This is a genomic window from Sphingomonas sp., assembly GCF_035910975.1.
Taxonomy (GTDB): domain Bacteria; phylum Pseudomonadota; class Alphaproteobacteria; order Sphingomonadales; family Sphingomonadaceae; genus Sphingomonas.
Genome location: NZ_JAMHWM010000006.1, coordinates 21,506 through 33,754, shown reverse-complemented (window position 1 = coordinate 33,754; position 12,249 = coordinate 21,506). Strand labels below are relative to the sequence as shown.

Here is a 12,249-nt window from a genome sequence, read left to right as displayed (position 1 = left end):
TTCGGTGCAAATCGTCAATCCCGATACTGGGGCCCGTACCATGACCGACCAACAGCTTGCCCCCGGGGATGGGGCGCCCTCTTTCTTCGCCGCGCTGGCGGCATCGCTGCGCACCGCGGGCGACCGCATGGTCCTGACCGAGGCGGGACGGAGCCTGACCGGCAACGAATTGTCGTCGGAAATCGACCGCTGGGCGGCGGCATTGTCGGCACTCGGGGTCCGGCCGGGCGATCGCGTCGCCGCGCAGGCCGAAAAATCGCTGGCGCTCGCGCTGGTCTATCTCGCGACGCTGCGGCTGGGGGCGGTCTTCCTGCCGCTCAATCCCGCCTATCGCGCCGACGAGGTCGCCTATTTCCTGGACGATGCCGAACCGCGCTTGCTGGTCGCCGATCCTGGCGCCGTCCCCGCGCGCGCAGGTCTAACGATCATGACCCTGGATGCGGGTGGCGGGGGAACGCTGGCCGACGCCGTGGCGCGCGCCGACAATCCCGCCCCGCCGCCGCACGCCGCGAGCCCCGATGATCTCGCCGTGATAGTCTACACCTCGGGCACCACCGGCCGGGCAAAGGGGGCGATGATCACCCACCGCAACCTGCTGGTGAACGCCCGCGCGCTGATCGCCACCTGGGGGATCGGCGCGGACGACGTGCTGCTCCACGCGCTGCCCCTGTTCCATATCCACGGGCTGTTCATCGCGCTCAACACGCTGTTGCTGGCTGGCGGGCGGATCGATCTGCTGCCCGGCTTCGACGCGGCGACCGTGGTCGATAGGCTGCCCGGCGCGACCCTGTTCATGGGCGTGCCGACCTATTACACGCGCCTGCTGGCGGCCCCGGCGTTCGATCGCGCGACAGCAAATTCGATCCGGCTGTTCGTGTGCGGCTCGGCCCCATTGACGCCCGCCACCTTCGCGGCCTTCGAGGCGCGGACCGGCCAGCGCATCCTCGAACGCTACGGCATGTCCGAATGCGGGATCATCTGCTCCAATCCGCTCGACGGCGATCGCGTCGCCGGCGCGGTCGGGCGGCCGCTGCCGGGCTATCAGGTCCGCATCGCCGACGCCGCGCCGGTCGGGGTGCTGGAAGTGCGGGGCGACAGCGTGTTCGCCGGCTATTGGCGCCAGCCCGACAAGACGCGCGCCGAGTTCCGCGACGACGGTTTCTTCGTGACTGGCGATATCGCCACGATCGACGCCACCGGGGTCGTGCGGATCGTCGGGCGCGACAAGGACATGATCATATCGGGCGGACTGAACGTCTATCCCAAGGAGATCGAGGAACGCATCGACGCGATCGACGGTGTCGTCGAATCCGCGGTGGTCGGCGTGCCCCATGCCGATTTCGGCGAGGCGGTGGTCGCGGTCGTCCATGCCGTGCCGGATGCCGCGCTGTCCGCCGATGCCATCCTCGCCCGGCTGCGGCCCGTGCTCGCCGCGTTCAAGCTGCCCAAGGCGGTGTTCCTGGTCGATGCCCTGCCCCGCAACACGATGGGCAAGGTCGAGCGGAACGTCCTGAGAGCCAGATACGACGCGCTCTGGGCGGGCGACGCCTGACATCCGCCCGACGCATTTGCCGCGCCTGCTGTGCGATGTGCCGACCATGCTCGACCCCGCACGCAGCCGCCTTCTGGTGTGAATCTGTGACGCCGCTGTCCGGAATCGTCCGCGGTTCCCGCCTCCTTTCTAGGGCCGATCGACATTCAGGCCGGACGCATCCGAAAACGCGGCAAAGACCGATCCGCCCCGGCGGCCAGATTTTAAGCGCTTTTATCTGCTAGTGAACCTGGAGCGGGCGAAGGGATTCGAACCCTCGACCCCAACTTTGGCGAACCTCTTCGACAGTATAGCATGATATAGCATGAAGTGAACTTATAGAGGTAAATCGTATCCGGCCAGCAGCATACGATAGCATGCCTAGGCACAAAAAGTCATTCGTGCGTTACCCCGGCTGTCACCCCGCGCAATGTTCGGGTTGTGCTCTCAAATTTATTTTTTCGAAGCGCGCGCTTTCATACCATATCATGTAATGGAATAGCACCTTAGCCAGCACGGTCAGTAATTTTCACCTATTGTGTGGGACAGGAATTACGCATTACTTGCCCGCCTGCATTCATCAGCAGGCAGGAAATGACAACCGTTCGCTTCACTGACAGATAGCTACAATCGACCGCTCTCACCCCAAAGGAAGGGCGAGCCGAGTCTGTCGATGGCCTTTGTCCGGGCCTCCACTTGCGGATCACCTATCGCGGCGTCCGCACCTTCTCGACCATGTATCGCGTCGACGGAAAGCTGACCCGTCAAACGATCGGGCGCTACCCAGTCGTATCGGTAGCGAACGCCCGGGCCGACGCGCTAGATATGATGCGCAAGGCCTAGGCCGGCATCGACTCGCGGGAGCATCGTGCGCGTGCCCGGGGGCGGCGACTCAAGGTTTTCCTTTTTCCCAAGGCACCGCCTCGATCTTCCTGCTCCTTCACGCATGGTTTGCGTGGCCGCCGTTCCGCGCCTTTGGGTCAGGCTCCCGTAGCACCTCGGCCGGTCGCACCTCGCAGATCTTGCGCTTCCGGGTCCGCAGGATGCTCATCGATCCGTGGCTGCCATGGCTCTCGGGAAAGACCGATCGCAAGAGCGCCATCCGCTCGTCCTTCAGCCAAAACGAGTTACTCGTCACAGCCTCCTCACGGAGCTTGAATCAGACCGCAGCGGTCGGATTGATCGGTCCCGACTCCTATCGTCAATCAATCAGGCCGGAGCCCACGAATCGCGATTTAATTTATGCTTGAAATATTATGCTTGAAGTAATATGTCTGGCTCGGGCCCGGGTTGTCGGGCGACGATTATATATTGAGGGGGGGCGTAAATGACCAAGAAGGCGATACTCCTGCTAGCCACGGGTTCGCTCCTGGCGGGCTCGGCTTTTCCCGCGCTGGCTCAGGCTGGGCCTGATGCCTCGCCGCAGCAGCGGCCTGCGTCCGAAGAGCCGCCTGTGCCAGAAGGTATCGCGGACATTGTCGTGACCGCTGAGAAGCGCCCCAGCACCGAACAGCGCACCGCCATATCGATGAGCGTGCTTGGAGCCGACACCCTCGTAAAGAACGGTGTCGGCAATCTTGCCGATCTGACCACCATCGCGCCGAGTGTGTCGTTTGCGCAAGCGGGGCCGGCGACCATCGTCTCGGTGCGTGGCGTGTCGAGCCGCGATACGTCGGAAATCGGCGATCCTGCGGTTTCGATCAGCATCGACGGGTTCAACCTGCAGCGCGCTCTGGGCCTTAACACCACGATGTTCGATGTCGAGCGCGTAGAGGTGTTGCGCGGACCGCAAGGCACCTTGCTGGGTCGTAACGCGACAGGCGGAGCGATCAACATTGTCAGCAACAAGCCATCGGGTGAGTTCGGCGGCTATGTCGGCGCCGAGGTCGGCAGCTACGGCATGTACAACTTCAAGGGTGCGATCAACGTGCCGGTCAATGACTGGATGAAGCTGCGCGCCTCGTTCCAGACGCGCGATCGCAACGGATATCGCAACAATGCGCCAGCCAAGAATGGCGACGACGAGCACAGCCAGGCTGCACGGCTGCATCTGCTGCTGGAGCCGACGTCGCGTCTGTCGATGCTGTTCACCGCCGAATATGCGCGCCAGGATCAAGTCGGCACCTCGACCCAGGCGCTGCCGTGGGTGCTGTACACCGCAGCCAACGTGCCTCCGGGCCTGCTGGTCGGCGACGTATCGACCGAGGAGCCGCGGCGCGGCGATGCCAAGACCTTTCCGCTGCCACCGGGCAGTTTCCTCAAGACCGAGAGCATTCTGCTCCACACCAAGATCGACTATGATCTCGACTTCGCGATCCTGACCTATCAGGGCGGCTATCGCCACTTCAACATCGCCCGCCGCACCACCCTGGGCGGGGCCTATGGTACGAATCGCCAGAATTTCGTGTTCGGGCAGACCGAATCGCTGCCGTCGTGGAATCACGAACTGCGCCTGTCGTCCAACGGTGATGGCCCCTTCCGCTGGCAGTTCGGCGGCTTCTATTTCCGGGAGGACAACGATCTGGTCACCCAGTTCCTTGATTTCCCGGAACAGTCGAACATCAGCGGCACGCCGTTCATGCTTCAGGATTACCAGTATCCGGATATCACCGCCGAAGCGAAGGCCCTGTTCGGCCAGGTTTCCTATGAATTCCTGCCCGGCGTGACGGCCGAAGCCGGCGCGCGCTATTCAAAGGACGACAAGCACCGCATCGGCTATAATGTCGTTACCAACGTACTGAACTATCTGTCGTCGCGCTGCTATCGCACGTCGAGCTGTACGTTCGTGAGGACACCGCAGAATTCGCAGACAACCAGCAGCAAGACGACCTATCACGCCGCGCTCAACTATCAAGTCACGCCGCGTAACCTACTGTATGCAAAGTTCGATACCGGTTACAAGGCCGGCGGGTTCACCGATCTGGGCAATTATCGACCCGAAGCGATCGAGGCATATGAAATCGGCTCCAAGAACCGGTTCCTGAACAATACGGTTCAGCTCAACGTCGCCGCATATCTCTACAACTATACCGATCAGCAGGTCTCGCAGACGGTGACGAATGCGGCGGGCGGCGTTGCGACGCTGGTGCAGAACGCCGGGCGTTCGCGCTACAAGGGCGTCGAGATCGACATGATCCTGCAGCCCAGTCCGCGAGATCGCTTCAACATGTACGTCGGTTATCAGGACGCGCGCTACGTCGATTTCGCGGCGGCGGCGAGCGGCCAGATTGCGCGGATCGCGGCTGCGGAAGGGCGCCTGTCGGGCAGCAACTTCCAGTTGTCGGGCCGGCGTCCGCCGCAGGCGCCCGAATGGACCGTCAACGCCGGCTACGAGCATGATTTTCCGATCGCCGGCGGCCTGTTGACGCCCCGCATCCAGACGCGTCTGGAATCCGAATCCTTCTTTACCTTCTACAACTTCCGGTCGGATCGCCAGCGTGCCTATACCCGTTCGGATATCCTGCTCAGCTTCACGCCGGAAAGCCGGCGGTTCACCGCGTCGGCGTTCGTGCGCAATATCGAGGACGCGGTCGTGCTCGCAAGCGCGCAGCCGCCCTTCAGCACCACCTATCAGACCTATCGCGAGCAATATCAGGCGCCCCGGACGTACGGCGCGAATGTGACCTTCAACTTCTGACGATCAATCCGTCCGGCGCGCCCAACCTTGCAAGGAGGGGTGCGCCGGACGCATCGGGGTGTTTGCGCCATAGCCACGACACTTCACCTTGACGCGATGGATCGTGCGGCGCGCTACCGGCTGCTTACCGGTTCGATCGTGCCGCGACCGATCGCATGGATCGTGACCCAGGACCGGGCAGGGCGGACCAATCTGGCTCCGTTCAGCTGCTTCAATCTGATGGGCTACGACCCGCCCGTAGTGGCAATCGGCATCCAGAGGCGCGCCGACGGAAGCTGCAAGGATACCTATCGCAACATCGTCGATACCGGATCGCTCACCATAAGCCTCGTGTCCGCATCGGATGGCCGGAAAATGACCGCGACGGCCGCGGAACTTCCTGCGGACGCGGACGAGGCTGCGTTGGCCGGCGTCGACCTGGTGCCGTTCGACGATGGCACGCCGCCGGCCGTGGCCAATGCCCCGGTCAGTTTTGGTTGCAGCCTGCACGACCGCCTGGCGATGAACGACGCCCAGGCGATCGTCGTGGCGCGTATCCATTCGGCGTATTGTCGCCCGGACATCGTGTGCGACACGACTGCGGGCTATGTCGATACCATGGCAATGGACCTGATCGGACGGATGGAGGGGCCGGGCTGGTATGTGCGATGCACGGACCGCGTCAGCCATCCGGTACCGGCGATCTGAGAAGGAGCAGGGCTGGTGGGTGCAGGATCGGCAATGACTGACGGGTCGATCGCGGCGGCCCAGGTGACACCGGCCCGCCGGCGTGTCTCCGTGCTGGTGACCGCGATCTGCTGGTTCGCGCTATTCGCCGAGGGGTATGATCTGGGCGTGCTGGGTGCGGTTATGCCGGCCTTTCTGGCCGACCCGCAGTGGCATCTCGATCCCGCGACAGCCGGCATGATCGCCAGCGCCGCGCTGGTCGGCATGTTCTTCGGCGCCTATCTGTTCGGAACCTTCGGCGACCGATTTGGCCGCAAGCCGTGCTTCCTGGCATGCCTGACGATCTTTTCGGTCGCCGCCGGATTGTCGGCGCTCGCGCCCACCCCTACGGTGTTTGCCGTGCTGCGTTTCATCACGGGCATCGGCATCGGCGGCATCGTTCCGGTGGCCGCCGCGCTGACGTCGGAATACGCCCCGCCGGGCAAGGCGAACCGGCAGTTCGCCCTGATGTACACCGGCTATTCGCTGGGGATCTTCACCGCGGCACTTTCCGCGCTGATGCTGGTGGAGGATTATGGCTGGCGGCCGGTGGTGGGTATCGGTGCGTTGCCGCTGATCTTTGTCCCGGTCATCGCCTGGGTGCTGCCCGAGTCGGTGGTATTCCTGCGGTCGAAGGGCCGGCATGCGGCCGCTGACGCGGTAGAGCGTCGGCTGGGAGTCACGATCACGGAGGACGATTCACAACCTTCGGCGGGCGACGCCGCAGGCGTTCGTGCACTGTTCGCCGATGGCCGCGCTCGCGCCACGCTGGGCTTCTGGTTCGCGACCTTCGCCGGCATGATCCTGGTCTATGGCCTGAACACATGGCTGCCGCAGATCATGCGATCGGCGGGTTATGAACTGGGCCCGAGCATCATGTTCCTGGGGGTCTTCGCGCTATCCTCGTCGATCGGGGGCATCGTGCTCGGAGCGATCGCCGATCGCGTCGGCCGAGTGCCTACGATCTTCACGGCATTCTGCATCGGTGCCGTGGCGATCCTTTCGCTCTGGCACATCTGGCCTTTGCCGCTGACCTATCTGATCGTCGCGATTGCCGGGCTGGGAAGCACGGCCGCGGCGGTTATGGTGACAAGCTATCTGTCCAGCTATTTCCCCGCGACGTTGCGCGCCACGGCGGTAGGCTGCTGTGTGAGCTTTTCCCGGTTCGGCGCGGTCTGCGGACCGCTGCTCGGAGGGTTCATCGCCCAATATGGCTTGGCGATCGGCTGGAATTTCGTCGCGTTCGCGCTCGCGGCGCTTGCCGCCGCGGGATCGATCCTGCTGGTCCCGGCGCGGCCTGTCGCGCGATGAAAGTCGCCCGCCGGGCCGTCTGCGCGCTGCCGCTTCTGCTGCTGCCGGCGGCGCGGCGGCCGCCGCGCCTGCGGCCGGCGATCCAGCTCTTCGCCGTCCGCCGCGAACTTGCCGCCGATGCGGCGGGGACGCTGCGCCGTCTGGCCCGACTGGGTTATCGATCGGTCGAGACGGTCGGCACATTCGGACATCGACCGGCCGCATTTCGCCAATTGCTCGACGACGCCGGGTTGAAGTCTCCCGCGCAGCACATCATGCCCGAAAAGCTCGGGGCGATGTTCGCCCGTGCCGCCACATTGCCCGACGGGGCGCTGCGACGGGCTTGGCTGGAAGCGTTCGGGCCCGACGGGATTGATGCCTCCATCCGGGAGGCGATCGCGCAGGCTCGAGAATTGGGTCAGCGCCATGTGGTGTGGCAGATGCTGTGGCCCGAGCAGATCGATGACGACTCCGCGATCGCGCGCACCTGTGGCCTGCTCAATCGTGCTGGCACGTTATGCGCGGAGGCGGGCTTCTCGTTTGCCCTGCACAACCAGGCGGCGGAACTGGCGGGGCCGGCTGGCGCGACGGCATGGGACCGGATCATGGCCGCGACCGATGCGCGACTGGTCCGCACCGAGATCGATTTCGCCGCGGCATACCGCGCCGGCCGCAATCCCGTGGCCATGATGCGCGAGATGCCCGGCCGCGCCGCCCTGGCCCATGTCCGCGGCACACCGGTTGATGATGGCGGCGCGATGCTGCACGACATGCTGCACGCCGCGCGCGCGGGTGACGTCGAGCATGCGTTCATCGACTACGAACGCCTCGATGATCCGATGAAGATCGTCGCACGCGACGCGGCGGTCTACCGCCGGGCGATTTGACCGCGACGGAACAACTTTATAGTTAAACTATTATCCGTTCGGAGGATGGCGTTGACCGAGAACCAGACAGGCGCGGGCTTCGATCGCCGGGCGATGCTGCATTTCGGGATGAGGATCGCAGCGACGCTGTCGGCCGGCGGAGCGATCGGGTTGCTGGGCGGATGTTCCACGCAGGTTCCGGACCCGCAGCAGCATGCTCCGCTGGTACGCGTGATCGCCGACGCACTTTTGCCGGCCACGGACATTCCGGGTGCTGGCCAGCCCGACAATGTCGCGTTCGTTCTGCGCGCGATCGATGGCGAGCTCATGAAGGTGCCGCGCGACCTGATCGATCAGTTGCTGTCTGATCTGCGGGAACGCGGCTTTCCCGATCTGGTCACCGTCATTCCCGACGAGGTCGCGCGGTGGATCGCGGCGCTGGATCGGGCGGTGATGCTGCTGGACGAGCCGCGCGCGCACCCATGGTTCGCACTGAAGGCGCTGATCGCGGTGAGCTATTTCACATCCGAAGCCGGCATGACGCAGCTATTGCGGTACGAACTGTCGCCCGGCCGCTACGACAGTAACGTCGTGATCGGTGCCGACTGGAAGCCGCTGTCGAACGACTGGTCAGCGGTGTCGGTCAGGCGGCAGATCCGGCCATGAGCGAGGAGTTCGACGCGATCGTTGTCGGTTCCGGCATCACCGGCGGGTGGGCGGCCAAGGAACTGACCGAGCGCGGGCTGAAGGTGCTGCTGATCGAACGCGGCCGCCGGATCGAGCATCAGACGGACTATACGAACGAACTGGTGCCGCCGTGGCAGCTGTCCTTCCGCGGCTATGGCGATCCGCGCGAATATGCTCGCGAATATCCGGTGCAGTCCAAGGGAATGCACTTCACCGAATGGACGAAGCAGCATTTCGTCAATGATCGCGAACACCCCTATCAGACTACCGAACAGGATCCGTTCCAGTGGCGACGCGGCTACCAGCTCGGCGGGCGGTCGCTGACCTGGGGGCGACAGTGCTATCGCTGGGGTGATCTGGACTGGGGAGCCAACGCCAGGGACGGCCACGGTGTCGATTGGCCGATCCGCTATGCCGACATGCGGCCATGGTACGACCATGTCGAACGATTCATTGGCGTGTCGGGATCGCTGGAGGGGCTGGATCAGCTGCCCGACGGCATTTTCCAGCCGCCGATGGAACTGAACGTCGTCGAACGGTCGCTCAAGGCCGCGGTCGAGTCGCGATATCCCGACCGGCGGGTCATCATGGGGCGCAGCGCCAACATGACCGAGGCCAAGCCCGAAGAGGGGCGCGGCGCCTGCCAGTATCGCAACATCTGCGCGCGCGGATGCTCCTATGGCGCCTATTTCAGTACCCAGAGCTCGACGCTTCCGGCGGCGCGCAAGACCGGCCGACTGACGCTGATGACCGACGCGCTGGTCGAACGGCTGCTCTATGATCCGGCCACCCGCCGCGTCACCGGCGTGCGCGTGCTCGATTACGGCCAGCGCGTCTGGACCAGTTTCCGCGCCCGGATGGTGTTCCTTTGCGCAGGATCGGTAAATTCGATCAGCGTCCTGCTGCGTTCGGCCTGTGAGGCGCAGCCTAACGGTCTGGCCAACGACAGCGGAACGCTGGGGCGCTATTTCATGGATCATGCGCTGGCGATTTCGGTGACCGCGCGGGTCCCGGGTTTCGACGCCCACGCCTATTACGGGAATCGTCCCAGTTCGATCGTGGTGCCCCGGTTTGTCAATCTGGACGGTAGCGACCGCGACATGCTGCGCGGATACTCGTTCCAGGGCAGCGCCACCCGTCGCGGCTGGTCGGACCATATCGGGAAGGCCGGAACCGGCGTGGCGCTGAAGCGTGGCATGGCTCGGCCGGGCGACTGGACGATACTGCTGGGAGCCTTTGCGGAATGCCTGCCGCGTGCGGAGAACCGCGTCACGCTGGACCATCGCAACCTGGACGGGAACGGCCTGCCGCAGACCCGTATCACCTTCTCCTATGGCGATAACGAACGACGGCTGCTCGCCCATGCACGCGATCAGGCGAAGGCGATGCTGGGCCTGATCGGAGCGGAGATACTGACCGAATCGGGGGATCCCGGCGGTGGCGGTGGTGCCGTGCACGAAATGGGCGGCGCACGGATGGGGCGAGACCCCGCCACCTCCGTGCTGAACGCGAACAGTCAGGCGCACGGCATCGCCAACCTGTTTGTCACCGACGGTGCGACAATGGCGTCCAGCGCCTGCCAGAACCCGTCGTTGACCTATATGGCGCTGACTGCGCGCGCCGCTGCGGCTGCTGCGGAAATGCTGCGCGACGGGACGATATGATCCTGTGAAAATCGCTTGATCGCGTCAAAAAACGCTTTATGCTTAAAACGAATTTTGATTGGGGCTGAGCGTTGCATACCGGTGGAAGTTCGGTGGAGATTTGCGGCGCGCGCGCAGACGCGGAGGTGGTCCCGTTCGTCGCCGCTACGACGGTGCGCTTCGGTGACGTCGATGCAGCCGGAATAGTTTTCTATCCCCGCTATTTCGAGATGCTGAACACCGCGATCGAAGACTGGTTCGAGCATGGCCTCGGCGAGACATTCGGGCGACTGCATCTCGGGCGTCGGATCGGCGTGCCGACGGTAAAGCTCGAAGCGGAATTCCCGGCGCCGAGCCTTCTGGGCGAGCGGCTGTCGGTCCAGTTGTCGCCGCGGCGGGTTGGCCGCAGCAGTTGCACGATAGCGTTCAGCTTCACCGGTGACGGGGTTGCCCGGGTTACGGGTGTCGTGACCATCGTCTGCATGGACCTGGACAAACGATTGGCGGTGCCCTGGCCGGATGATTTGCGTGCCGGAATGGTCGCGTCGAGGACTTTATGAGGGGGAGCGCATGAGATTCTTTGTGTTCGCGGCAACGCTCGCCGCGTCATGCTTGCCGGTGCAGGCCTGGTCCCAGGTCCAGCCGCAAACCGCCGTGTCCCGGCTGATCTCATCCACGAAATTCCGGGCCGCTGCCGGCCATTTGCGGGCCGATCACGAACGGCTGGTGGCGGAGATCATCCGCATCACCGAGATTCCGGCGCCGCCGTTCGGCGAGGGGCCGCGTGCGCTCGCCTACGCCGACATGATGCGGGCGAGCGGCTTGCGTGACGTGTCGGTCGACGCGATCGGCAACGTCATCGGCGTCCGGCCCGGCGCCGATCGCGCGCTGCCGCCGCTGATCGTGGCGGCGCATCTCGATACCGTTTTCCCCAAGGAAACCGACGTGACCGTGCGGCGTCAGGGCACACGGCTGATGGCGCCGGGGATAGGAGACGATTCGCGCGGCACGGCGGTCCTGCTGGCCTTCATCCGTGCGCTCGACAGTGCCGGAATCGTTACCGATCGCGATATCCTGTTCATCGGCAACGTCGGCGAGGAAGGGCCCGGTGATCTGCGCGGGATGCGTCATCTGTTCGGCAACGATCCGCGCGCGAAGCGTGCCGCCGCATTCATCACCGTGGACAGCTCGGGGGCGGAGCAGATCGTCACCCGCGGCGTCGGATCGCGGCGCTACCATGTCGTGTTCGAAGGCCCCGGCGGGCACAGTTTCGACAAGTTCGGCATCGTCAACCCGGCCGCCGCGCTGGCCCGGGCGGTGACCGGACTGTACGCCATCCCGGTTCCGAGCGATCCCAAGACGACCTATTCGGCCAGCATTCTGGCCGGCGGAACGTCCGTGAATACGATACCCGCCAGCGTGTCGGTCGATATCGACATACGCTCGGTCGCGGCAGCCGAAGTCGCGCGCGTCGATGCCGCTTTCAAGGCGGTTGCCCAGCGCGCTGTCGACGAGGAAAATGCGGCTCGCTCGACCGAACGTGGAACCGTCCGCGTCCGCTTCGAGCAGATTGGCGACCGGCCCGCCGGACGTACCGACGAGAACGACGCCCTGGCGAGAACCGCGCACGCCGCCTCGGCTGCCTTCGGCTACGCCCCACGTTTCATTGCGGTATCCACCGACGCGAATGTCGCGATGAGCCTGGGTATTCCCGCCATCGCGATCGGGTCCGGCGGGAGCGGCGGCTACGAACATTCGCCCGACGAATATATCGACGTCGAGATCGGCGAGAGCGTACGCGGAATGAGCGTGGGTCTGGCGACGATCCTGGGTGTCGCCGGCTCGCGGTGAGCGAACGCCGGCGGCGATCGGCCGGCCGGGTAAGGGAGA

The 12,249-nt window shown here is 64.6% G+C and carries 9 protein-coding genes and 1 pseudogene; all 10 read left to right on the top strand.

Translation table 11 applies throughout. The features are described from left to right. Positions 1-40 precede the first annotated feature (40 nt). The 10 genes and pseudogenes from VYI76_RS01500 (at position 41) to VYI76_RS01460 (ending at position 12,210) form a co-directional block, all read left to right on the top strand. On the top strand, positions 41-1,552 hold the full coding sequence (locus tag VYI76_RS01500) for an AMP-binding protein (RefSeq protein WP_326523002.1): 1,512 nt from the start codon (positions 41-43) through the stop codon (positions 1,550-1,552). Positions 1,553-2,200: 648 nt separating this feature from the next. Further along, positions 2,201-2,374 (top strand): annotated as a pseudogene (locus VYI76_RS16780) (Arm DNA-binding domain-containing protein); the annotation flags it as partial. A gap of 637 nt (positions 2,375-3,011) precedes the next feature. Continuing rightward, entirely contained in the window at positions 3,012-5,168 is a 2,157-nt protein-coding gene (locus tag VYI76_RS01495) for a TonB-dependent receptor (protein ID WP_326523001.1), read from the top strand. A gap of 39 nt (positions 5,169-5,207) precedes the next feature. Beyond that, the gene (locus VYI76_RS01490) at positions 5,208-5,855 is read left to right on the top strand and encodes a flavin reductase family protein (RefSeq protein ID WP_326523000.1); all 648 of its coding nucleotides are present in this window, start codon (positions 5,208-5,210) and stop codon (positions 5,853-5,855) included. A 33-nt stretch (positions 5,856-5,888) separates the two neighbouring features. Continuing rightward, entirely contained in the window at positions 5,889-7,184 is a 1,296-nt protein-coding gene (locus VYI76_RS01485) for an MFS transporter (protein WP_326522999.1), read from the top strand. Further along, the gene (locus VYI76_RS01480) at positions 7,181-8,050 is read left to right on the top strand and encodes a sugar phosphate isomerase/epimerase family protein (RefSeq protein ID WP_326522998.1); all 870 of its coding nucleotides are present in this window, start codon (positions 7,181-7,183) and stop codon (positions 8,048-8,050) included. Before VYI76_RS01485 ends, VYI76_RS01480 begins: the two co-directional genes overlap by 4 nt. A 45-nt stretch (positions 8,051-8,095) precedes the next feature. Next, positions 8,096-8,695, top strand: coding sequence for a gluconate 2-dehydrogenase subunit 3 family protein (locus VYI76_RS01475; RefSeq protein ID WP_326522997.1), 600 nt, complete (start codon positions 8,096-8,098; stop codon positions 8,693-8,695). Further along, on the top strand, positions 8,692-10,380 hold the full coding sequence (locus VYI76_RS01470) for a GMC family oxidoreductase (protein WP_326522996.1): 1,689 nt from the start codon (positions 8,692-8,694) through the stop codon (positions 10,378-10,380). The genes VYI76_RS01475 and VYI76_RS01470 overlap by 4 nt, the downstream gene beginning before the upstream one ends. Positions 10,381-10,505: 125 nt before the next feature. Further along, positions 10,506-10,919, top strand: coding sequence for an acyl-CoA thioesterase (locus VYI76_RS01465; protein ID WP_326522995.1), 414 nt, complete (start codon positions 10,506-10,508; stop codon positions 10,917-10,919). A 10-nt stretch (positions 10,920-10,929) separates the two neighbouring features. Next, the gene (locus VYI76_RS01460; RefSeq protein ID WP_326522994.1) at positions 10,930-12,210 is read left to right on the top strand and encodes a M20/M25/M40 family metallo-hydrolase; all 1,281 of its coding nucleotides are present in this window, start codon (positions 10,930-10,932) and stop codon (positions 12,208-12,210) included. Positions 12,211-12,249 lie beyond the last annotated feature (39 nt).

What these genes read in the sequence shown, in the direction of transcription:
- VYI76_RS01500 (WP_326523002.1), top strand. Translation starts at nt 41, where the DNA reads ATGACCGACCAACAGCTTGCCCCCGGGGATGGGGCGCCCTCTTTCTTC.
- VYI76_RS01485 (WP_326522999.1), top strand. Translation starts at nt 5,889, where the DNA reads ATGACTGACGGGTCGATCGCGGCGGCCCAGGTGACACCGGCCCGCCGG.
- VYI76_RS01480 (WP_326522998.1), top strand. Translation starts at nt 7,181, where the DNA reads ATGAAAGTCGCCCGCCGGGCCGTCTGCGCGCTGCCGCTTCTGCTGCTG.
- VYI76_RS01475 (WP_326522997.1), top strand. Translation starts at nt 8,096, where the DNA reads ATGGCGTTGACCGAGAACCAGACAGGCGCGGGCTTCGATCGCCGGGCG.
- VYI76_RS01470 (WP_326522996.1), top strand. Translation starts at nt 8,692, where the DNA reads ATGAGCGAGGAGTTCGACGCGATCGTTGTCGGTTCCGGCATCACCGGC.
- VYI76_RS01460 (WP_326522994.1), top strand. Translation starts at nt 10,930, where the DNA reads ATGAGATTCTTTGTGTTCGCGGCAACGCTCGCCGCGTCATGCTTGCCG.